Origin of the sequence: Siminovitchia fortis (genome assembly GCF_003605365.2) — a bacterium.
GTDB lineage: Bacteria > Bacillota > Bacilli > Bacillales > Bacillaceae_C > Siminovitchia > Siminovitchia fortis.
In genome coordinates this window covers 1-21,058 of sequence record NZ_QYTU02000035.1, presented here as the reverse complement: position 1 = coordinate 21,058, position 21,058 = coordinate 1, and the positions used below count along the sequence as shown (strand labels likewise).

Here is a 21,058-nt window from a genome sequence, read left to right as displayed (position 1 = left end):
TTATTTTTCCAGAATTCAGGAAAAGAGTCTCATGTTGAAGCAAAAGTCTCCACCGGGTATCCGGATTCCATGATTGTTCGGCAGGCATACGAGGTCCATGCCTACCGTGTATTCAGATTCCACTGGTGCTCGGGAGGTGTTCACGCTCTTTGACTACCGAATATTCAGATTCCGCCGGCATTCGGGAGGCATACGCACTCTTTGACTACCGAATATCCAGATTCCGCCGGCGTTCGGGAGGCATACACACTCTTTGCCTACCGAATATCCAGATTCCACCGGTGTTCGGCAGGCATACACACTCTTTGCCTACCGAATATCCAGATTCCACCGGTGTTCGGCAGGCATACACACTCTTTGCCTACCGAATATCCAGATTCCACCGGTGTTCGGCAGGCATACACACTCTTTGCCTACCGAACATACAGATTCCACCGGTGCTCGGGAAGCATACACGCCCTTTGCCTACCGAATATACAGATTCCACCGTTGTTCAGTAGGCATATGCGCTCTTCACCTGTCGGATTCCCCAATTTTCACATTTGTTCAGCCGGGCATACGCTGTCTGATGCCTATTACGCAATAAGAATATTTTTTCAGGCTTCTGGTTTATTCCCCAAAACCTCTTTCAACTCATCCTCAACCGTGTCTTCCGTCATTTTTACTTTCGACCGGTAGGCGGCCCGGATTATTAAATGCCCGGATACCGGTGCAGTGATGAAAACAAACACGATTCCCAGAATGAGCCGTACACTGATAAGACTTTCAGTCATCCATATATATATAAACGCTCCAACCAGCGACAACAGTACCCCCAAAGTGGTGCTTTTTGTCGCTGCATGTGCCCGTGTATAAACATCCGGAAACCGGATAATGCCCAATGCGCTGATCACCGAAATAATCCCGCCGATTAAAATGAGAAAAGCTCCTATGAATTCATCGATTTCGCTTCCTTTCAATGATAACTCCCCTCTCGATAAATTTTGACAGCGCAATGGTACTGATAAAAGCCAGTATCCCCAAAATGAGAATCACTTCAAGAAAGGCTTTTGTCTTAAGTAAAACCGAAATCACAGCTATTCCGGAAATTAGATTCACTACAATCATATCCATGGCGACGACCCGGTCAGGAATGGAAGGCCCGCGGATAATCCGAAAAAGGGCAATGGCAATCGCCACAGCAAAAAGAACAAGTGCTGTTCCCAGCATCATTTCAATCATTAGCGTGTTACCTCCATGATCGCTTTTTCAAATTTGCCTAAAGATCGCAATAATGTATCTTTATAGCGTTCAATATCAAGCGCATGTATATAGAACACATTCCCTTCAGGTGAAACCTCCATCACAACCGAACCAGGAGTCAAAGTCAGAAGCATGGCAAGCGTCGTCACTTCCCAATCGGTTTTCAACTCGGTCTTATATGAAAATATCCCTGGTTTTACATCCACTTTCCAGCTGACAATATGCTTCATCACCAAAAATGCGGATAGAAACAGTTCCCAATTAAAGATACAGACCAATTTTACAACATAATAGAAGCGCTGCAGATAAAACTGCGTTCCAAAAAAACGATGCATGAGAAACACAATCACGATTCCCGCCAAAAAACCGATGAAAAATGTTGAAAACCTTAATTCATCCTCGTCATTCAGTACCATCCAAAGGAATGCTATAAACAAATTGAGTATAAATTGAGCAGGCATTTGCATCCCTCCCTCACGCATATTGTTACTCATCCTGTACCAAAACTCCTTCGATATAAACATTTGGATTCGTAAGGGTAACCGCTGCATCACGAACATACCCAGCCAGCAGTTCCGACCCCAAACCGAGACCAATCGATGCAGCAGCAAGCAATACGGCTGGAATCAACATCCCTTTTCCAAGAGGAACCTCTTCATCCTCACTGATTGTCGTTTCACCCCAAAAGCACTGTTTGAAAATACGAAGCAGCGAATACAGCACAAAAAGACTCGATATCAAAGAGATGGCAAGCAGAATATATGAGCCGGATTCAATAGCGCCCTGACTGACAAGAACTTTTCCCAAAAACCCACTTAATGGCGGAATGCCTGCAAGGGACAGCATGACAATAAAAAATAACCAGCCCAACACCGGATAATTGCGAATCAGTCCGCTCATCCGCTCCATTTTTGCATGTCCGGTAAGAGCTATCATCGTGCCTGCCAAAAGAAATAATAAAGCCTTTGAAATCATGTCATGAACGAGGTAAAAGATTGAACCTTCAATAGCAGCGGGTGTTGAAACAGCAAGCCCCACAAGGATAAAGCCGGCTCCGATGATGACATTGTAGGAAACAATCAAGCGAATATCCCGATAAGCTACAGCCCCCAAACTGCCGCCTATCAGTGTCAACCCAGCCATGATTCCAATCAGCGTATGGGTGACCTGCGGTTCGTGGTAAAAGATCAACGAAAACATCCGGAACATCGAGTAGATGCCCACCTTGGTCAATAATGCGCCAAACAAAGCGGCCACGGCAGTCGGGGGGGCGCTGTAAGAGCCCGGAAGCCAGAAGTATAGCAGCAATCCTGCCTTCAAGCCGAATACGATCAAAAATAAAATGCTAATGACAGTTAGAATCGGAGTTTGTCCGGATTCAGCTATTCGCTGGGACAAATGCGCCATATTCAAAGTCCCCACTGTACCGTACAAATAAGCTACCGCTACGAGAAAGAACCAGGAAGAAAGTACATTTACCGCTACATAAATCACTGATTCCTTCAATTGAATTTTCGTTCCCCCAAGGGATATCAATATGTAGGAAGCCAATAACATCACTTCAAAGCAAACAAAAAGATTGAAAATGTCCCCGGTTAAAAATGAGCCGTTTACTCCTGCAACCATTAACAGGACAAATGGGTAAAAAAACATTTCTTCCCTGGCGCGGTCAATGGAAAAGAATGCATACAACAGGCAAATCGCAGTTACAATGCTTGCCGTCAATACAAGCAGCGCCGAGAAAGAATCTGCAACAAACAGGATGCCGAAAGGCGGTTCCCACCCCCCAAAATCAAGGCGAAGAATTCCCTTGGTCTGTATAAGATTCAAAATATATAAGCTAATGCCTGCAACAAAAGCCATAACTCCTATGCTCATCCAGCGCTGGAGCTGTATGTGCTTTCGAAAAAAAACAAGAATAATTCCGGTCAAAAGCGGAAGAACCATCGGAAAAACAATCACATTATTCATTTTTATTACCTCTTAACAAAGCATGGCGGCTAACGCCGGTTTCCTGATACATCCGGTAAGCCATAACAAGAAAAACGGCAGTAACTGCAAAACTGATGACGATGGCTGTTAAAATAAGCGCCTGAGGAATAGCATCGGTATATGTATTCGGTTTTTCTCCCAACAGCGGGACCGTGCCTCTTTTCAATCCTCCCATGACCATCAAAAGAAGGTGAACAGCATGGGACAAAATCGCTGATCCCAATATAACACGCAAAAGGTCCTTGGAAAGAATTAAATAAGTTGCCGCTGTAACAAGGACGCCGGACAGAATGGTGATTAATATTTCCATAAACTTAAACATCCTCACTTATACTTAGAATGATTGAAACCACTACACCAACAACCGTCAAGGCCACACCCGCTTCAAAAATGGTAATCGTTGCAAATTCGGTTTCGCCGAAATAAGGCAGGTGGAAAGTGAAATGTGATTGGGTTAAAAAGGGGGCTCCAAACAGAAGCGCCCCCAGGCCAGTTGTCACCGAAATAAACACTCCCAATGCTGCAACTCTTTTAAAGTCAAAAGGAATCCCCTTCTGAACCGTTTCAATATCAGAGGCAAGGAGCAGAAGGACGAAGGCAGAGGCAAGGACAAGACCGCCGATAAAGCCTCCACCGGGACTGTTATGTCCGGAGAAAAACAAATAGACGGCGACAGTCAATATGATAAACACGACGATTTTCGTTACCGTCTCTAATATGACATCATTGATCTTCAACGTTCTTTCCTCCCTTGCCCAATTTCAACTTTGTCAATGTAAATACGCCGATTCCCGCAATGAAGAGGACAACGACTTCAAGCATCGTATCAAAAGCACGGAAGTCGCCCAATATAGCATTGACAATGTTCTTTCCGCCGGTCAGTTCATCGGCTTTTTCAAAAAACCCGGAAATAGTATTGAATAATTTACCGCTTTGAACGGAAAGTGCCGTCATGACAAAAATGGCCCCAACAGAAATTGAGATGAGCAAATTGATCGATTTTATCCTTGGGGCAGCCTTTGCTCTCCCGCTTTCCCATTTAGGAAGGAAAAAGAAACATAGCAAGAACAAAGCGGTTGTCACCGTCTCAACGACAATTTGAGTAAGGGCCAAATCCGGGGCGCGGAATATGACAAACAAAGCGGCCATTCCATAGCCAAGGACTCCATTCAGCAATATGGCTGTTACTCTCGTTTTGACAAACGGTACGGCAATTCCGGCAGCCATCATCACCAAAATAATGACCCACTCGTATAGGCGTACGGGTGCCTGGTGAATCGGATCAATAGAGAACGCTCCCGTCATAAATAAGGATCCGCCAACGGCCAATATGAAAAACACATAGATATATAGCAAATAATCCCGGAGAACACCTGTCATATAGAACCTCGTAAATCCGGAAGAACCGCTCTCCAATCTCAGCAGCATATTGTTATAAAGAGCATCAAACGACCATGAAGCCAGAAAAAGTGTAAATACCCCTTTCCATCTTCGCATGTATTTATATAAAAGAGACCCGAAGGCAATCACACCGATCGTCATTAAAATCTCGGCATTAAAGCCGTGCCAGATCGAAATATGCTGACTTAATTCAACTTTGTCAGCTAACGACGGGAAAATGCCGGCCATTGCCGGACGCAATAAATAGTCCCCAACGATATTCGGAAAGAAGAAAACAGCCAAAACCAAAGCAGCCAAAATGCCCGGTGAAATCAGCATCCCAACAGGCGCTTCATGTACTTTGCGGTCTCCGGTTTCAAGCCGGCTCGTACCAAGGAAAGTTTTAAAAACGATAATCATGCTATAAACAAATGTAAAAATACTTGCTATCCACGCTATCACCGGGATCAAGACGCCCCATGTGCCAAGTGCAAAAAAGTCAAGCTGTGATATATTCAAAACAGCGGTAAAGAACATTTCCTTGCTCAAGAACCCATTGAACGGCGGCAGCCCGGCCATAGAAAAACTCCCGATCATCGCGATCGTAAACGAAACAGGCATGAAAGACATCAACCCTCCCAGCCTGCGGATATCCCTTGTTCCGATTTCGTGGTCAATGATCCCTACCACCATGAACAGGGCACCCTTAAATGTGGAATGATTGATCAGGTGAAAAAGCCCGGCAAATGTCGCTTGTGTAAATACAACAGCCTCCATGCTTGACCCCATATGCATGGATATAGAACCGATTCCCAGAAGGCTCATAATCAACCCCAACTGACTGATCGTGGAATATGCCAACAGGGCCTTTAGATCAGTCTGGCGGACTGCCGTAAAAGAGCCCCAGAAAAGCGTTACAATCCCGACTCCTGTTACAAGCCAAAACCAAAGTTCGCCTCCGCCGAAAATCGGAGTGAACCGGGCGACCAGATAAATCCCCGCTTTCACCATCGTGGCAGAATGCAAATAAGCACTGACCGGCGTCGGCGCCTCCATCGCGTCGGGCAGCCAAATATGAAACGGAAACTGGGCTGATTTTGTGAAGGCACCTACGAGCAGCAGAACAAGGGCAGGGATAAACAGCGGATGATCGATATCAACAACCGCTATAATTTCCCTTATGCTCATTGTTCCTGTCATCAAATAAATCATGATAAAGCTGGTTAGCATGGCCAGTCCGCCGCTGACAGTAATCAACATGGCCTTTTGTGCACCATATCTTGATCTTTTTCTATGGAACCAAAAAGCGATCAACAGGAATGATGAAATGCTTGTAAGCTCCCAGAATACATATAAAACCATTAAATTATCTGAGAAGACAACACCAAGCATGCTGCCCATAAACAGCAGCAAATAGATATAAAAGTGCTGCAAAGATTCTTCAGAGGATAAATAGTAAATTGAGTAGAGGATAACAAGACTTCCAATCCCAGTGATCAAAAGTCCAAAAATTAAGCTGAGACCATCAAAGTATGTAGTAAAGTCAATGTCAAAGGAAGGGATCCACTTCATCGTGTTCAAATAGGTTTCCCCGTTTGCTATGGATGGGATATAACGGGCAAGAATCACGAATAAAGCCGCCGGTACAAGGAATACAGGCCAGCCTATATGTATAGGGGATTTTCTTTTAATTAGAATAGGGATAAGAACAGCGGCTAGAAAAGGGATCATGATGACCAAATTCATTGTTATCAAAACAGGACCTCACTTTCATGCTGGATTTGCATTTACTGTTACGAAATTATCGTTTAGGTTTCCGTTAATTGCCATTTAATTCTTGTACACACACAATAAAACGAGCATGCATACAATACCGCAACTCCTATAATTAATTTAACATTAAAGCCTAATAACACCTTTCCCCTCTTGACTCTTTAGCCGGTAAGCGGGATAATGGGAATCCATAAGGTACTCTTATGAAATATAAAGGATGAGAGGTGTCCAATCTTGACCGGTTGAACATGAGATTCCTTGGAATCTTTTTCAAATTGGGGACCTGCGGTTAAACCATGTGACCAGATTCAACTTTGAAAAAACCTATTTGCGGAAAATGTGGAATAACATTAGACAGAATAATTTTTTCCTATTAAATTATACACTAAACATTATAGATCTGCACTTAACAGGATTGGCTGCTGCAAATAAGCTAATTCTGCATCCACGTTTATCCAATTGAAATAACGCAGGAGATTCATTATAATAAGTCAGCTGTACTTTATTAGTTGGCCAGTTCAGATACTGTTGCCATATTAATGCAGAGGTGAAGATCGTCGTGAAAAATAAAAAGGGTCGTATGGATGAGAGCATTCTCGTTTGTGTATATTACGGTCCAAATGGAGAACGGCTGATCAAGCGCGGAGCCAAAATGGCACACATGCTGGATTGTCCTTTCTATATTTTGACTGTCGATCCGCTTCCATATGACGAATTCGATGCGGACAAATCCGGGTATGTCGACCGGTGGGAAGAACTGGCTGACGAATTGGGTGCGGAAGAGTTCATCCTCATGGATAATGAAAAGCGCCCGACAGCCAAGGCCATCGCGGAGGTCGCGCACAAATACAATATAACTCAAATTGTTATCGGGCAGACTGCCCAAAACAGATGGGAAGAGATTACAAAAGGATCTTTTGTAAATGTCCTGTTAAGGGTAATGTCCTTCATTGATATTCATATCGTCTCCTTTGACCGTGAAGTACACACGGAAGAAGATTCCTCTTTTGAAGGCGGCGTACGCTGTTTTCTGCTAAAAGAGGGAGACGATTATGTGCTAAGTTTCACTTGCATGAGAGAAATATGCTATGAAGGCATCTTTTATAAGGAGATCGGCACTGATTTCAACAACGGGATATTTAAATATGTGCATAACGGCAAAACCTATCAGGTTCAGGTCCATGATAATAAAATTACCGAACCGTTGAAGACACCGGGTAACGTAAAATTTTATGGTGAAAAAAAACCCAAGGATAGGGATTAGAAAAGAAAGGCCTGCAACAAAGCAGGCCTTTCTTTATTGTTTGGAAATTATAAAATGCTCAGGTTGTGAGTAACTTATTTGTCACTTAGTGCTGCGTCCGGCTCCGACGGACAGGAAGTCCTAGTGCCGCCGGCGCCACAGGACGTGGCGCTTTAAGGCGGCCAGCGCCTATCGACTAGCAGACTTCACGCTCTTCCTACGATAAGTCAACATCGCTCCGCTCCGCTGCGCGTGTTTCCTTTATCTCGTCAGAAGCGCTCCAGTCTGTACGTCGATAAACAGGCGCTTGCGCCTTTGTTCTTTTTGCTATGTCTTGGCAATTTTTTCCTTATTTGTCACCTCAAGAACATCCAGCAGGAACACGAAAACGGGAATGCCGATGATCAATCCCCACACGCCGAAGAAGTTTTGCGAGAAAATCAAAACGATGAACGTATAAAATACCGGCAAATCGGTTTTGGCCGACATCAATTTCGGATTCAATATATAAGCTTCCACCGCATGAATGATGGTGATGGCAACAACGACGTATACAACTTTGACGAAGCCGCCGATCGTATAGGCAATCATGCAAAGCGGAACCAGGGAAATGATGACACCTGCAACCGGAATAAGGCCAAGAAAGAAAATCATGATCGCCAGCACGAACAATTGCGGAAAGCCCATGATGGAGAGTGCTATGATCGTCAAAAGCGTATTGACGAGAGCAATGATGAACTGTGCTTCGATGACTTTTCCGAACGTGCGGGTGAACTTTTTCCCGAAAAATTCAATTTCAAAATAGAACGGCGCCAATTTGCTTTCCTTGAATTTTGCGGTAAATTCCTTCAAGCGAGGTTTTTCCAGAAGGAAAAACAGACTTAATATTAAAGCAACAATCACTTGGACGCTTGTTTTGCTAATATCTGTAAAAGATTTCACTAAAAACGATAATCCATTTTCCAAATAAGCGGCAATTTGGTTTTTGGATATGATTGCCTCAATAAAGCTTAAAATGGCATTTTCATGCGGCTGTGAGTAAAAGGCCGTAATCTGTACGATCAACTGGCTGATTTCCGAAGTAATGATAGGAAAATATTTTACAAGCCCATACGTGAGTATGCCCACGATTGCCACGTACATGAACAGCACAAGCACCCGCCTTGGAACAGGAATCCGTTTGGCGGTGAATTCTATGAGACGATTCATTAAGTATGAAAAAATAAAGGTCAGCAAAATCAAGTTGATCATACTTCTCAGGCTGTACAAAATCAGAACAATCAGCCCGAAGATGATAATGCGTTTTACTCCCTTTTTCTGAAAAAGTGCTGCCACATCCATCGATTCATTTCCCCTTGCTGTAAATCTTCCTATACTTAATTATCACCTACGCGTGCGAAAGATTACAAGGAAAATTAAAAGGAATTTTGAAATAAAATTAAAAAAGCTAATATTTTTAGTATCTTAAATGCAATGAGGTCCACTTTATGAATTACGTAAAAGAAAAAACTCCCGCTGAAAATCACAGCAAGAGTTTTTGACTAAATGGCTTCATACTGTACATCTGAATTTACCGCAGGCTAAAATATCCTTATAAACGATCGACAAATGATGATGCTTCTCAAAAATCTCATAAAACGAAGGATGAATCTGCTTTGAAAGTGAGTAATCATTTGAAACACCCACTTGTTGAATATCGGGCTGCAGCTCAACTTTTTCCATTTCTATCTGTTCAAAGCCAGCTTTTTGGAAAGCGCTTCGCCACTCCTGTTCACTAAGCAATTGTTTCACCCCATAAAAATCCAGGATTTCTTTCATTTGCTGCCCGGAAATGTCTTTATCACGGACCATTTCAACGGCCAGTAAAACTCCATTCGGCTTTAAAACCCGTTTAAATTCGGGAACCGTTTTTGAGACGTCGGTAAATGCCGTGACGGATTCAGATAGGATGAAATCAAATGTGTGATTTTCAAAAGGCAGATTTTCGGCGCTGCCATGCCGGATTTCGATTGGAAGATTCATGGATTGAAATCTTCTTCCGGCTTTTTCCAACATGATTTTGTTGTTATCCAATGCTGTGACATGGCTTCCATATTCCTTTGCAATATATGCGGAAGTTTGCCCTGTTCCGCAGCCGACGTCAAGAATCTTAGAAGAGCCATCAATTTTTTCCTTGGATAAAATCCTTTTTGTAAGATTAAGGCCCCCGGGATGGGCACCTCCAACCCCGAATAATGCCAAACAATTTAAATATGTGCTTTCCATATTGATTCCCGCCTTTTGCTTTGAAATCTCCTATATGGTATTCAAAAGGGCCGGAAATGCCCCAAAAGAAACAGGATTAGGGGGCATTCTTCAGGCATCCGGGGAATTGTAACACTAAAAATGGTTGTCTAACTGTTTTTCCATCAACGTGACTATTTCTTGAAAGCCCAGTTTTTGGCACAGGTGTTTGGAGATGTTTCCTTCAAATACATATAACTGTACCCTATTAACCCCCTCTTCTTGAAGATGCCTGAATGCTTCATTGCACAGCTTTTCTGCGATGCCGCGCTTACGGTATTGAGGATACACGTATACTTCCGGAAGGACCCCGATCATTTCATCTGTGTGATAGTCCATTGTCCTCCCGACACCTATCCAGCCCTGGACTTCGTTATTTTCAACATGGACGAGGTAGAATCCTCCCGCATCCAAAAATGGCGACACCATTTCACTGGCTTTTTCTTTGTCCGGTTTCACATGCCCCATTGTTGCTTCTTTTAATACTTCCAGGGAATAATCCAAAATCTTTTGGGTCTCGCGGCTGGTGGCTTTTCTGATGGTCATCTGCTAATCCATCTCCTTTCGGTTTAAGTGCGTCTTAAAAACGCAGCCCTATCTGAAATCTGTTATAGGGTATTCAAAAGGGATGTTTATGGAAAGTTGCCAAATCCTTTATTGCAGATAAAAAACATTTTCGCAACTCAATATGATAAATGCATACTGTATAGAAAGATGGCGAGTCGTTTAAGGGTGGGTTGATATGAGCGTGATCAGGACTGATAGATGGCTGACGGATTTATATGATGACCCTGTAAAAATATGTAAAAAATTAAAAGTACATTTTGATGGGGCTTCCGCTTCTGAAATTTATGATTACTTAGCTTTCCATGGAATGTATACTCCGCAAAAAAACGGAAACATTGCAGTGAAAAAGTTAAGGGATAATAAAGTGTGGGACATTGTCCAAAACGAAAAACAGAAACTTCAAAAGATATGGGAAGGGCCCAGTATACCGGTTTTCATTTTTCCGTCAGATACAACTAATGAAGTATTAAAACGGGAATTTCACGGGAAGTCGGGGCTGGCTTTTAAAGATAAATTATTCTTGTTTGTCTCGGAAGAAAATAATGATGCGGAAATCAGGTCATTATTTACGCATGAATACAATCACGCATGCCGCTTATCCAAATATCATAAAGACGAAGTAGATTATGTCCTGCTTGATACGATTATTTTGGAAGGCATGGCTGAAAATGCTGTCCGTGAAAGATTGGGAACGGAATTTATGTCCAACTGGACCTCCTACTACCCCAATAAAAAATTGGAGAAAATATGGAGAAGGCTGGTGTATCCGAATAGAAATGTTTTAAAGACAAGTCCCAAACATCAAAACATCCTGTACGGCTTGCGTTCTTATCCCAAAATGGCAGGTTACTGCGTCGGATATTACCTGGTGAAGAAATATATGGAATCAACCGGTTTATCAAGCAAAGATTTGCTGAGCATACATTCCGAGGAGTTTGCAAGCATTGCTAATAAAAACTAAACAGTCCAACCAGCAAGAATGCCAGTTGAACCGCGTTCATTTAAGGGGGTGGGCACTGTTAAAATGCTACCACCACCAGAGTAAAGAAACTCCGGCGATAAAGCCCAGGGCAATACCCGCACCGAAGCCCCACCAGCCATATCCGAATCCGCCAAAACCGTATCCAAAACCGCCTCTTCTGGGACCTATCGGCTCCAAAAAAACTCTTGTGGGCGAAACATGCCGAATGATGCCCCTGTGAGACCTCCCATCCCGGGTCCTGATTACCACGGCTCTCCCCATATGTCTGTTACATATCGAATGAAAGTGTTCAACCGACATAAAGTAATCCTCCTTCTCCAGTGAAGTCTATAACATCTTATGTAAAAACTTCATAAACATAGAGGATACAAGCACTAAGATAGAAGTGGAAGTATGGCCTCTTTTGGAAAGGTTTGAAGGATTTGGGGTAATATTATGGCTGGACGTTGCAAGGCGGGAAAAAATCTCTCTTAATTGAAACCGCGGGTATTTTCGTTTTCTATGGTGGTTTCCTTTATCAGCGGAGTCATGAGTGTTTTTTTTTATAAACGGGCACCCGGCTGATATACTTCGTGTACAGCCGCTCGTTACTCAACTGTAATATTTCCTGAAGCCGTCTCAATTTTAATATCATACGTGCCATCTCCTAATGTACCTTCGATCTCTTTTTCATTTTCGCGGCTGATCGAAAGCGGCAAAGTGACTATTTGACGGCCGCTTGCCGTCTTGGTTGTTAGATGGACGTCGGGATTTTTTTTATTGACGGAAAGATCGATATTTCCGCTTGCTGTTTTGGCTTGAACATGACTGTGGTAACTTTCAAATTCCAGGGAGATGTCTCCACTTTTTGAAATAGCTTCTATATATTCCGTTTCCAATCCTTCCGCCTTAATATTGCCCGAACCTCCATTGATAATCACCTTGCCTTTATAATCCTTGGGAATGTCCACTTGAAGCTGTTTATTTAAATTAATTTTGGGGCCAATATGAAACTTTCTTTTCTTTACATTAATGGCTATGCCGCTTTTTTCTTTTTTCATATCAATGATCGGTTTTTGGTGGGATATCTCCAATTGGGATTGATCCACACTCTTGATATGGACGTTTGTACTGCCATGGTCGATATAGATGGAGTCTATATTGTCGAGATCGGCTGTTTCCACTTTGCTTCCTTCCCCTGCTGAGCAACCAGAACAGAGCAAAATGGCTGACAGGAATAAACAGACGAATACTTTTTTCAATTTGAAAGCCTCCTTTTTCCTCTATGCATTGATTAATAAAATCAGTCCGGCGATACTCATCATCCATGAAAGAGTTGATCCAGAGTTTTTTTCAATCGAAATCCGTATTTTTTCCAATGGCCTCTGCAGCCAGCCTTTAAACAGGAAATGCGCCACCATCAGAATCAATGCCGGAAGAACCATTATGACATTGTAGCCGGCCAGAATGGGAAGCCACTCCACGGGATGCAAGCGGGCGGCCGTCATAATTCCAACGGCAGCAAAATATGGCAGGGCCGTTCCCACTTCAATCAAGCCGGTTGTCAATCCGAGTGCCACCATTGCAGGCATGCTTTTACTTCTCGGTTTACGTACTTTGGGGGTGGAGTTTTTAGTGGGAATGAAAAAGCTGCCAATCAATAGACCCAACCCAAGAATGGTCATGAAACGGCTCAATAAAGCATTATTGCCAAGACCGGAAATGACATCAGTCACAGTATCCAGTCCCAACATCAGAACAACGCCGACAATAAAATAAAAACAGGCAACTGTACTCAAATAGACAAGTAATCGTCCTGCAATTTTTCCACGCTCCGAAAGCAGCATGTATACAGTGACCCCCAATGTTGTCGGGCTGAGTGTATCCAGCAAGGCCAATGCCCCTACTGAAAGCAATAAGGCTGTGCTCATCCGGAATCACCCTTCCCTTTTTTAATATTCCTTAAATAAATATCGGAAGCTCCTTCAAGGAAATCCAACACTTCGGGTTCAATCGGATAAAACCCCGCCTTCTTCGACTTTTCAGGGGATTTTCTGACATTCCATAATTTATCAAGAAATTCATCATTGTCCCCAAAAGCCTCTTCCTGCTTTTCGAACATGCGCCTTATGATTTGCTGGACCTGCGGCGCCCCCTCTCCTTTATGCATATGTTTTTTTAATTGGGCAAGCAAGGAAACCCACTCGAGCGTATCAGGGTCTGCCCGATTGACATTGGGGAGAAGCTTCAACAGTTCCATTTCGGATTTGTTAAATATCTGATTTCTGTATGTTTCTCTGCTTTGCGGATCCTTCGTATACAGTTGAATCAACCGCTGGACCTCCAACAGGTCAATTTTTCCGTCAATGGCCATGCTGTTTAACAACCCCTGCAAAATCTGTTCAATTTGTTCAAGCTTCAGCTTTTCATTGATTACATAAGCCAACTGCCCCTGCAAACACTCTTTCCAATCCCTCTCATCGGAAAGCATTTCTTTGATTTCGCTGAGACTGAAGCCCAATGACTTTAAAAATTGGATCTCCTGCAGTTTTATCATTTCCTTTTCCCCGTACAGCCTGTGCCCTCCTTGCGTTTTGTCCGCCGGAAGAAGCAGTCCGATCTGGTCATAATAGCGCAGTGTTCGAACTGTTACACCGGTCTGCTTCTTGACCTCCTGTATGGAAAGCATCTTGATACACCACCCTCGTTTCATATGTTGCTTCCAGTATACAAGGTGACGTAACGTCACTTTCAACTGTTATTTTGCATTTTAGAAAATAAACGGCGTGAGGACATCCGGAACTAAGAAAAGCGCAAGCGCCTTGTCCATCGACGTACAGACTGGAGTGCCTCCGACGAGATAAAGGAAACACGGCGAGGAACGAGCCGATGTTGACTTATCGTAGGAGGAGGTGCGAAGTCTGCTAGTCGATAGGCGCTGGCCGCCTTAAAGCGCCACGTCCTGTGGCGTCGGCGGCACTAGGACCTCCTGTCCGTCGAAGCTAGACAACAAAAGGCTTTGTTCAAAATTTTAAAGCTAAAAAATCTTATACTTTACTCAGTAAAATAAATCAGGCTGCGAAAACGATTCGTTTTCGCAGCCTGATTTGTAATTTGGTATCCCGAATTCTGACACAGACCTTATGCTTTGTTGCTTTCAATCTCTTCAACCATCAGCGACAGTTCTTCCCACCGCTCCATTTTCCGCTCCAAGGCGGTTTCAGCCTCTTGCTGCCTTGTGAACAGCTCCTGTACTGTTTCGGAGTCGCTGCCAGCCTCGACGATCTTTTCACCAAGCTCCTCAATTTGCTTTTCGAGCTCGGCGATTTCATCTTCTATGACATCCCATTCCTTTTGATCTTTGTAGCTTAATCTTGCTGGTTTTTTATTTGCCGGTTGCTCCTTCACCGGCTTTTCATTCTTTTCAGGCTTTGGCTCTTCGGAGCTGATTTCAAGATATTCGCTGTAATTTCCGTAAAATTCATTAATGATGCCTGAGCCTTTGAAGATAAGCAGGCGGTCGACAACCCGGTCAAGGAAATAGCGGTCATGCGATACCGCAACGACGACACCGGAGAAATTTTCAAGATATTCTTCCAGGACACCAAGCGTCTGCGTATCCAAATCATTCGTCGGCTCATCCAGAAACAGCACATTGGGTTCTGTCATCAATACTTTCAGCAAGTAAAGCCTCCGTTTTTCTCCACCGGAAAGTTTCCGTATATACGTCCACTGGACCGGACGCGGGAACAGGAAACGCTCCAGCATCTGCTCCGCCGTAATGGGTTCTCCGCTTTTTGTATGAATGACGCTTGCCGTTTCTTTCATATAATCAATGACACGCTGATCCCCATCAAGTTCTTCGTCCCCCTGGGTATAATAGCCGATTTTTACAGTATCACCCGTTTCAATTTCTCCGGAGTCCGGCTTGATCCGCTTGGCCATGATATTTAGAAGCGTCGTTTTTCCGACACCATTCGGTCCGATGATTCCAATTTTGTCACCCGGTTTAAGCAAATAGTCAAAAGAGGTGATCAACGCTCTGCCATCAAGTCTTTTTTCGATTCCTTTCAGTTCAATGACCTTTTTTCCGAGCCTGCTCGTTCCTGCCTGGAAAGCGGCTTTCTCTTTTTCCGTATTGAATTTACGGTTTTGCATCTCTTCGATCCGTTCAATACGCGCTTTTTGTTTCGTCGAACGGGCCCGCGCACCACGCCGCAGCCATGCCAATTCCCTTCGTAGTGTATTGGCGTGTTTTTGCTCGCTTGACCGCTCTTCCGCTTCTCGCTTCGCCTTTTTCTCAAGAAAAAATTCATAATTTCCTTCATACGCATATAACTGTCCATTATCCAGCTCATAGATCCGGTTGGTCACACGGTTGAGGAAATAGCGGTCATGCGTGACAAGCAGCAAGGCTCCGGGATAGCTGGTCAAATGTTTTTCCAGCCAGTCAATCGTTATATTGTCAAGATGGTTGGTCGGCTCGTCAAGGATCAGGAGATCGGCAGGCTGGATCAGCGCTTTCGCAATAGCCACCCGCTTTTTCTGGCCGCCGGATAAAGTGCTCACTTTTTGATCAAAATCTTGGATGCCAAGCTTAGAAAGCACAGTTTTCGCCTGGGCGCTGGCATCCCACGCCTCCAGTTCATCCATTTTCTGCTGCATAGAAAACAGCAGCTCCTGCGCCCTTTCACTTTCCGGCTCACGCTCCAGCTTACGGGCCGCCTGTTCATATTGGCGCATCGCCTTCATGATATCCGCTTCTCCGTAGTAAATCTGCTCTATAACTGTCAAATCTGGATCAAGCGCCGGTTCCTGCGCCAAATATTCGATCCGGTAATCCTTGGCATGATTAATTTCACCCTGATCCGGTGCCTCAATCCCGGCTAAAACTTTTAAAAAGCTGGATTTGCCCGTCCCATTCACGCCGATCAGGCCGATCCGCTCCCGCTTCCGAATAACGCAGTTTATTCCTTCAAACAGCACTTTATCTCCATAAGATTTATATAAATTTTCAACAGTCAGCATCAGGCCAGCCCCGTTTCATATTTTTTCTTTTGCCGGGATTTTCCCCGCTTCCGACAGTATTTATCAAAGAATGATTAATAGGCAAATGAAGAATGCCAAAATTGATAATGCCCAATGTCATTACTACCGCCATAGATCCGGTATTTATATATATCTTTTTTCGATAAAATACAAGATTGATGATGGCTGCAAGGGCAATGAGTACAAAAACCATGAAAAAACCCTCTCGTTGTTTCATGGTTTTATTATAATTCAAATTTGAGAAGTCTGCTTTAACCTTGATTTGCATTTGACAGGATAACTAAAAAACAAGAATTAAAAGGCTCCTTCAATGGCCGTCTTTAATTCCTGTTTTTCTTTGCAAAATATTCTTCTTCCTATTCGATGCCTCATGCTGTTGAGTGTCAATAAAGTTGTTTAATTACAGTAAAGTCGTTAAAAAAATAATAAAATCATTTTAAAAATGACAGTCATGCTATTCAACAATCGGGCCATATTGTTTAAGATTGTATGTTAAAATAAGAAGAAATATATTAGAGGAGGCTTGAAATGAACATTAAGAAAAAATGGATTGTTGGTGTTTTACTTGCTTTTGTAATTATGAATTTATCTGCTTGTGGCGGATCTAGTAAGTGGTTAGGTACTTATGGAGGAACTAGTACTAGTGGGAGTAAAATAGAAATTACTATTAATAAAAATGGATCTGTTATTTACAAAAAAGATGGTAAAGAGTCTGAAGGGGAATGGACGGAAAACGAAAATAGTATAAATCTTGATTTTGATGGTGAGGTATCTAGTGCATCTGAACCTTTAATCGTAACTCTTTCTTCTGATGAACAGTCTATAACTGTTGAATCTATGAATAGTGGTTGGAATCCAGACCATTACCAAAGAAGATGAATCATCGGCTATAATATTTAAGAAATAATTAAGTATCTTATAAAAAATACATATATACATATTAAAGGTGCTAAAACCTCAGTCTGTTTGTATTAAGCAATCGGACTCGATTATTGAATAAAACCTAGATTTTTAAACGACTTTATTGTTCTTTTAAAGTTTAGGTGAAGTGTTTTTATCAAAAATTTAACAACTTTATTTTAACCTCGTCCAATAGTTAGGGCGAGGTTATGCGTGTTTAAGGTTTTAAAATTAAATAACTTTATTCCGCTGAATCATCAAAAAATCTTTTCATTTCTTCATCATATATTTTCAGTATTAAATCAACATCATCCACCATCCAATACTGCTCCCCTTCAGGAATGTGGTCAGTGAAATTTTCATATTGTCCGGTCCATCCGTCCGGCACATAACGCTCGAAAGGGAGACCTTCCGGATAGGCGGAGTACAATTTCTTTTGGTCAAAATCAATGTATAAAGACGGACTTAACGACAGAATCGTATCCTCATATTGTTGATTCAATATGAATCCTTTTAATTCAGGCGCCGCCACTTTAAATGGTTCTAAAAAAGATAAGTAGTCGCCTGCTGACTTCTCATTGACAATTTCAATATTGAATCTGGTTGCCAAAATATCGCCGGCATCGTATTCAAATCCATTTTTTATAAAATCCGCTCTTCTTTTTTCTAAATCCAGTATCCAATAATCCTTGTCAGCCACATACCAGGAAAAACTATTATGATAATTTACTCCGACAATAACATTGTTGCCATATTCGGGAGTGATTCGCATCCTCAAACCGCCTTTCTTTGCATGGAAAACCGAAAGATCCCCAACCGTTATCCTTCGGGGACCTTTTCTGCTTCTTAAGCTTGGCCTCTGCTGCTGACAGCCGCTTCCTCTTCATGCTTTTCATCTTCCCAGCCTTTGCAGACATCCACCCATGTAACGGCAGAGGAATATTCAAACAGCTCATCGCAGGTAAGCTCAATCGCCGAATTGGTACTTCCGCAAGCAGGAAATACCGTATCAAAGCGCTTCAGCGAAATATCTAAATACACTTTTAAATCATTTGCCAGCCCAAATGGGCAAACGCCGCCAATGGCATGTCCCGTCTGCTCCAATACTTCGTCCGGCGAAAGCATGCGAGCCTTGAAGTTAAAGAGATGACGGAACTTCTTATTGTCAATCTTGGCATCTCCGGCAGCAACAACCAGGATTGCCTGATCCTCTTCCCCTCTGAAAGAGAGGGTTTTGGCAATCCGCGCCGGGATGACACCGATTGTTTCAGCCGCTTGTTCCACTGTCGCACTGGTTGTTTCGAACTCCATCACATCATTTTGCCGATTCCATTGTTGTAAATGGTCTTTCACACTTTCCAATGACATGTCATTCACCTTCCTGTTTGCCTTTGATCATTTCAATCATACCATCAATGGGCGGCCTTCAGGGTGTACTAAAAAGCATTCGCGGCACTAATTTCCACGAATGCTTAACAGTTACTTGGAGCTCGCCGGATTAAATGAAGGAGAGGTTTCCTTATCTTTTCTTCCATGCAATAGATAATAAGCGGCGATGCCGGCCAGAATCACTAAAACCATTGATGAATACAGCCCCTTAAATCCAACCAATGGAACGAGAAAGCCTAGCGCTAACGGTCCCACTCCAAGACCGAGATCCATGCAGATGAAGTATGTTGAATTTGCCAACCCCATCCGATGCGGCTGTGTAACTTTAATGGCCAGGGCCTGTGCGCATGATTGGAAATTGCCGTAGCCCAACCCAATGACAGCCGCCGCCAGTAAAAAGGCGAAATTAGTGTTTGCCTGGCTGAGCATGAACATTCCAATCGCAAATAAAACCAATGCGGGATAGGCCACACTGTTGCTGCCTCTATTATCCATCAGCTTTCCTGTAAAGGGGCGTGAAATAAATACAATGACGGCGTAAACGAGAAAATAGTAGCTGCTTGCTGTCATCAAATTCATTTCCTGGGCGTAGGAAGTAATAAATGACAGGATTCCCGAATAAGCCAGGCTTACGATCAGCATGACGATAGAAATGGGCAATGCCCGCATCTCGAAAAAGTTTGAAAGCTTGAATCCCTTAGTGTCAGCACTTGCCGTATGTTCAACAATTGGCGCCTTAACCGGAAGGGCAATGATGAAGCTGATCATCCCCATCAAAAGAGAAAAGATAAAAACACTCGTATAACCTGCATATTTGATTAGAGTAAGCCCCACGAATGGGCCGATAGCTGTTGCCAACACCACACTCAAACTAAAGTAGCCGATGCCTTCCCCGTTTCTGCTTCGAGGAATGATCTGCGCTACAATCGTACTGGTTGCCGTTGTTGCCAGGCCGACTCCAATTCCATGTAAAAAACGGATAAGAACCAAGAAATAAATACCGGCGGAAATAAAGTAACCGGCTGTGACAACTACGAAGAAAACAATTCCGGCAATCAGCATTTTCTTACTTCCCAAGCGTTCAATTTGCCTTCCAGCAAATAATCGTCCTGTTAATGCCCCCAAAATAAAAATACTGGCAACCAATCCCGCTGCACTGGCGGATGCATCATATTGATCAGTTGCATAAGGCGCCATTATAACAAGCAGCAAGTACATTGACAGCATCATCACAAAGTTCACTATCGAAGTTGAAATAAAATCCTTTGTCCAAAGTTTTTCTTTTTGCATCAAATCATCCTTCTATCCTAAATACCGGGAAATTTTTCACAAGACTGGGTGATTCATATATGCGTGATACATCAGTTTAATCAAAAAAACAGCCTTTACGGCGGCTTCATTGAACATTCTCCCGAATAAATTATTTCGGGAAGCTAAATAAAAGTATATCGGATTCCTACAACATTGTCTACACTATACCCAACAAAACCTCTATGAATTCTTCTTTAGTCTTTTTCTCCTATTTTACAGGCAGACCAATTGGGATTTTTGACGAAAAAACTCGATTTTTTTCCAAAACAACACTATTTTTCAAATATTTTCAACTATATATAGTATATCTATAGAATTCAAATAACAACATATGGTATAATCGTTTTATCCTATTGATGAGCCGGGAGGGATCCTTCCTCAACTTTTCATCTCCATTTACCTTTGGTTTTCCTGTGCAGCTTTTTTATCAAACTCCCCGGCTGCACAGATAATAAAACTACAGAGGAGAGTTAATGAGTGAAGAAAACGATAAACACTAAAATAGAGCAAACATTGTTGGATGAGATCAATTCATTGAGGAGAGAAATGATAATCCAAGGTATTACTAAAGGACTAAATAATAAAAAGACGATCGAATTAAGTCAAAAACTAGATATTGTTTTAAACCAGTATCAATTGACTTAATAGAATCCGTTCATCAAATGTCCCTCCTGTGAACCTTTTACCTGGTAACCGATGTCTTTAGGATAAAAATGATGATACCGGCCAAAAATTGGACAATATATCGAAACTGACGGATTAAGGAAAAATTAAAAGGCATGAGCCCAATACAGTATCGGGTCCATGCCCAACATGCCTCCAACGAAATAACCTGTCTAACTTTATTGGGCCGCTTCCAATCAGGGGATTTTTAAAGCGGAGGAAGATACCGCTGTATCTGTGTTTATTTTCGATCGAAAAATATAAGCTTAGAAATGATGATCCCAAATTACGAAAGTAAATTTACT

The 21,058-nt window shown here is 42.7% G+C and carries 23 protein-coding genes; 4 read left to right on the top strand and 19 right to left on the bottom strand.

Annotated elements, in window-relative coordinates; all coding sequences use genetic code 11:
- Positions 1–596 precede the first annotated feature (596 nt).
- The 7 genes from D4N35_RS14080 to D4N35_RS14050 are packed head-to-tail and all read right to left on the bottom strand — an operon-like array spanning position 597 to position 6,369.
- Positions 597–959, bottom strand: a complete 363-nt coding sequence (locus D4N35_RS14080) for a Na+/H+ antiporter subunit G (protein ID WP_120074769.1) — start codon at positions 957–959, stop codon at positions 597–599.
- Positions 937–1,221 (bottom strand): Na(+)/H(+) antiporter subunit F1, encoded by a 285-nt coding sequence (locus D4N35_RS14075; protein ID WP_120074767.1) that lies wholly within the window; start codon positions 1,219–1,221, stop codon positions 937–939. Before D4N35_RS14075 ends, D4N35_RS14080 begins: the two co-directional genes overlap by 23 nt.
- Positions 1,221–1,703, bottom strand: a complete 483-nt coding sequence (locus D4N35_RS14070) for a Na+/H+ antiporter subunit E (protein ID WP_120074765.1) — start codon at positions 1,701–1,703, stop codon at positions 1,221–1,223. The genes D4N35_RS14075 and D4N35_RS14070 overlap by 1 nt, the downstream gene beginning before the upstream one ends.
- 25 nt (positions 1,704–1,728) lie before the next feature.
- Positions 1,729–3,213 (bottom strand): Na+/H+ antiporter subunit D, encoded by a 1,485-nt coding sequence (locus D4N35_RS14065; protein ID WP_120074763.1) that lies wholly within the window; start codon positions 3,211–3,213, stop codon positions 1,729–1,731.
- Positions 3,206–3,544: a Na(+)/H(+) antiporter subunit C gene (locus D4N35_RS14060; RefSeq protein WP_120074761.1), complete on the bottom strand. Its 339-nt coding sequence runs from the start codon at positions 3,542–3,544 to the stop codon at positions 3,206–3,208. Before D4N35_RS14060 ends, D4N35_RS14065 begins: the two co-directional genes overlap by 8 nt.
- A 4-nt stretch (positions 3,545–3,548) precedes the next feature.
- Positions 3,549–3,971, bottom strand: coding sequence for a Na(+)/H(+) antiporter subunit B (locus D4N35_RS14055; protein WP_120074759.1), 423 nt, complete (start codon positions 3,969–3,971; stop codon positions 3,549–3,551).
- Entirely contained in the window at positions 3,958–6,369 is a 2,412-nt protein-coding gene (locus D4N35_RS14050) for a Na+/H+ antiporter subunit A (protein ID WP_208646308.1), read from the bottom strand. The genes D4N35_RS14055 and D4N35_RS14050 overlap by 14 nt, the downstream gene beginning before the upstream one ends.
- 577 nt (positions 6,370–6,946) lie before the next feature.
- On the opposite strand from D4N35_RS14050, the gene D4N35_RS14045 reads away from it, so the two are divergent.
- Positions 6,947–7,651, top strand: a complete 705-nt coding sequence (locus D4N35_RS14045) for a universal stress protein (RefSeq protein WP_120074756.1) — start codon at positions 6,947–6,949, stop codon at positions 7,649–7,651.
- Positions 7,652–7,957: 306 nt separating this feature from the next.
- On the opposite strand, the gene D4N35_RS14040 is transcribed toward D4N35_RS14045, so the two are convergent.
- The 3 genes from D4N35_RS14040 to D4N35_RS14030 all read right to left on the bottom strand — a co-directional run bounded on the left by D4N35_RS14040 (position 7,958) and on the right by D4N35_RS14030 (position 10,459).
- Complete coding sequence (locus D4N35_RS14040) at positions 7,958–8,971, bottom strand: AI-2E family transporter (protein WP_120074754.1); 1,014 nt, start codon at positions 8,969–8,971, stop codon at positions 7,958–7,960.
- A gap of 210 nt (positions 8,972–9,181) precedes the next feature.
- A complete protein-coding gene (locus D4N35_RS14035) occupies positions 9,182–9,895 on the bottom strand; it encodes a class I SAM-dependent methyltransferase (RefSeq protein WP_120074752.1) in 714 nt (237 codons plus the stop codon).
- A 114-nt stretch (positions 9,896–10,009) separates the two neighbouring features.
- A complete protein-coding gene (locus D4N35_RS14030) occupies positions 10,010–10,459 on the bottom strand; it encodes a GNAT family N-acetyltransferase (RefSeq protein WP_120074750.1) in 450 nt (149 codons plus the stop codon).
- A gap of 196 nt (positions 10,460–10,655) precedes the next feature.
- Here D4N35_RS14030 and D4N35_RS14025 point away from each other — a divergent pair, with 196 nt between their 5' ends.
- A complete protein-coding gene (locus D4N35_RS14025) occupies positions 10,656–11,441 on the top strand; it encodes a DUF2268 domain-containing putative Zn-dependent protease (RefSeq protein ID WP_120074748.1) in 786 nt (261 codons plus the stop codon).
- Between the two features lie 66 nt (positions 11,442–11,507).
- Here D4N35_RS14025 and D4N35_RS14020 read toward each other — a convergent pair whose 3' ends face one another.
- From D4N35_RS14020 to D4N35_RS13995, 6 genes are all read right to left on the bottom strand, one after another.
- Entirely contained in the window at positions 11,508–11,762 is a 255-nt protein-coding gene (locus D4N35_RS14020) for a hypothetical protein (protein WP_120074746.1), read from the bottom strand.
- A gap of 287 nt (positions 11,763–12,049) precedes the next feature.
- Positions 12,050–12,703, bottom strand: coding sequence for a DUF4097 family beta strand repeat-containing protein (locus D4N35_RS14015; RefSeq protein ID WP_120074744.1), 654 nt, complete (start codon positions 12,701–12,703; stop codon positions 12,050–12,052).
- Positions 12,704–12,724: 21 nt separating this feature from the next.
- Positions 12,725–13,372, bottom strand: coding sequence for a GAP family protein (locus D4N35_RS14010; protein WP_120074742.1), 648 nt, complete (start codon positions 13,370–13,372; stop codon positions 12,725–12,727).
- Positions 13,369–14,130 (bottom strand): MerR family transcriptional regulator, encoded by a 762-nt coding sequence (locus D4N35_RS14005; protein WP_120074740.1) that lies wholly within the window; start codon positions 14,128–14,130, stop codon positions 13,369–13,371. Before D4N35_RS14005 ends, D4N35_RS14010 begins: the two co-directional genes overlap by 4 nt.
- A gap of 452 nt (positions 14,131–14,582) precedes the next feature.
- Entirely contained in the window at positions 14,583–16,469 is a 1,887-nt protein-coding gene (locus D4N35_RS14000) for an ABC-F family ATP-binding cassette domain-containing protein (RefSeq protein WP_120074737.1), read from the bottom strand.
- The gene (locus tag D4N35_RS13995; protein ID WP_128205415.1) at positions 16,456–16,683 is read right to left on the bottom strand and encodes a hypothetical protein; all 228 of its coding nucleotides are present in this window, start codon (positions 16,681–16,683) and stop codon (positions 16,456–16,458) included. The genes D4N35_RS14000 and D4N35_RS13995 overlap by 14 nt, the downstream gene beginning before the upstream one ends.
- A gap of 335 nt (positions 16,684–17,018) precedes the next feature.
- On the opposite strand from D4N35_RS13995, the gene D4N35_RS13990 reads away from it, so the two are divergent.
- Positions 17,019–17,369 (top strand): hypothetical protein, encoded by a 351-nt coding sequence (locus D4N35_RS13990; protein WP_120074733.1) that lies wholly within the window; start codon positions 17,019–17,021, stop codon positions 17,367–17,369.
- 262 nt (positions 17,370–17,631) lie between these two features.
- Here the strand turns inward: D4N35_RS13990 and D4N35_RS13985 are convergent, their stop codons facing one another.
- The 3 genes from D4N35_RS13985 to D4N35_RS13975 form a co-directional block, all read right to left on the bottom strand.
- Complete coding sequence (locus D4N35_RS13985; RefSeq protein WP_120074731.1) at positions 17,632–18,162, bottom strand: hypothetical protein; 531 nt, start codon at positions 18,160–18,162, stop codon at positions 17,632–17,634.
- A gap of 74 nt (positions 18,163–18,236) precedes the next feature.
- Positions 18,237–18,758, bottom strand: a complete 522-nt coding sequence (locus tag D4N35_RS13980) for a YbaK/EbsC family protein (protein ID WP_120074729.1) — start codon at positions 18,756–18,758, stop codon at positions 18,237–18,239.
- A gap of 111 nt (positions 18,759–18,869) precedes the next feature.
- Positions 18,870–20,069, bottom strand: coding sequence for an MFS transporter (locus D4N35_RS13975; protein ID WP_120074727.1), 1,200 nt, complete (start codon positions 20,067–20,069; stop codon positions 18,870–18,872).
- Between the two features lie 498 nt (positions 20,070–20,567).
- Between D4N35_RS13975 and D4N35_RS18540 the strand changes: the two genes are divergently transcribed.
- Complete coding sequence (locus D4N35_RS18540) at positions 20,568–20,735, top strand: aspartyl-phosphate phosphatase Spo0E family protein (protein WP_268920379.1); 168 nt, start codon at positions 20,568–20,570, stop codon at positions 20,733–20,735.
- The last annotated feature ends 323 nt before the right edge of the window (positions 20,736–21,058 follow it).

Excerpts from the sequence above, each read along its gene's own strand:
- D4N35_RS14040 (WP_120074754.1), bottom strand. The coding sequence starts at position 8,971 with ATGGATGTGGCAGCACTTTTTCAGAAAAAGGGAGTAAAACGCATTATC.
- D4N35_RS14005 (WP_120074740.1), bottom strand. The coding sequence starts at position 14,130 with ATGCTTTCCATACAGGAGGTCAAGAAGCAGACCGGTGTAACAGTTCGA.
- D4N35_RS13995 (WP_128205415.1), bottom strand. The coding sequence starts at position 16,683 with ATGGTTTTTGTACTCATTGCCCTTGCAGCCATCATCAATCTTGTATTT.
- D4N35_RS14010 (WP_120074742.1), bottom strand. The coding sequence starts at position 13,372 with ATGAGCACAGCCTTATTGCTTTCAGTAGGGGCATTGGCCTTGCTGGAT.
- D4N35_RS13975 (WP_120074727.1), bottom strand. The coding sequence starts at position 20,069 with ATGCAAAAAGAAAAACTTTGGACAAAGGATTTTATTTCAACTTCGATA.
- D4N35_RS14025 (WP_120074748.1), top strand. The coding sequence starts at position 10,656 with ATGAGCGTGATCAGGACTGATAGATGGCTGACGGATTTATATGATGAC.
- D4N35_RS14065 (WP_120074763.1), bottom strand. The coding sequence starts at position 3,213 with ATGAATAATGTGATTGTTTTTCCGATGGTTCTTCCGCTTTTGACCGGA.
- D4N35_RS14030 (WP_120074750.1), bottom strand. The coding sequence starts at position 10,459 with ATGACCATCAGAAAAGCCACCAGCCGCGAGACCCAAAAGATTTTGGAT.
- D4N35_RS14075 (WP_120074767.1), bottom strand. The coding sequence starts at position 1,221 with ATGATTGAAATGATGCTGGGAACAGCACTTGTTCTTTTTGCTGTGGCG.
- D4N35_RS14020 (WP_120074746.1), bottom strand. The coding sequence starts at position 11,762 with ATGTCGGTTGAACACTTTCATTCGATATGTAACAGACATATGGGGAGA.
- D4N35_RS14070 (WP_120074765.1), bottom strand. The coding sequence starts at position 1,703 with ATGCCTGCTCAATTTATACTCAATTTGTTTATAGCATTCCTTTGGATG.
- D4N35_RS14000 (WP_120074737.1), bottom strand. The coding sequence starts at position 16,469 with ATGCTGACTGTTGAAAATTTATATAAATCTTATGGAGATAAAGTGCTG.
- D4N35_RS14060 (WP_120074761.1), bottom strand. The coding sequence starts at position 3,544 with ATGGAAATATTAATCACCATTCTGTCCGGCGTCCTTGTTACAGCGGCA.
- D4N35_RS13980 (WP_120074729.1), bottom strand. The coding sequence starts at position 18,758 with ATGTCATTGGAAAGTGTGAAAGACCATTTACAACAATGGAATCGGCAA.
- D4N35_RS13985 (WP_120074731.1), bottom strand. The coding sequence starts at position 18,162 with ATGCGAATCACTCCCGAATATGGCAACAATGTTATTGTCGGAGTAAAT.
- D4N35_RS13990 (WP_120074733.1), top strand. The coding sequence starts at position 17,019 with ATGAACATTAAGAAAAAATGGATTGTTGGTGTTTTACTTGCTTTTGTA.
- D4N35_RS14035 (WP_120074752.1), bottom strand. The coding sequence starts at position 9,895 with ATGGAAAGCACATATTTAAATTGTTTGGCATTATTCGGGGTTGGAGGT.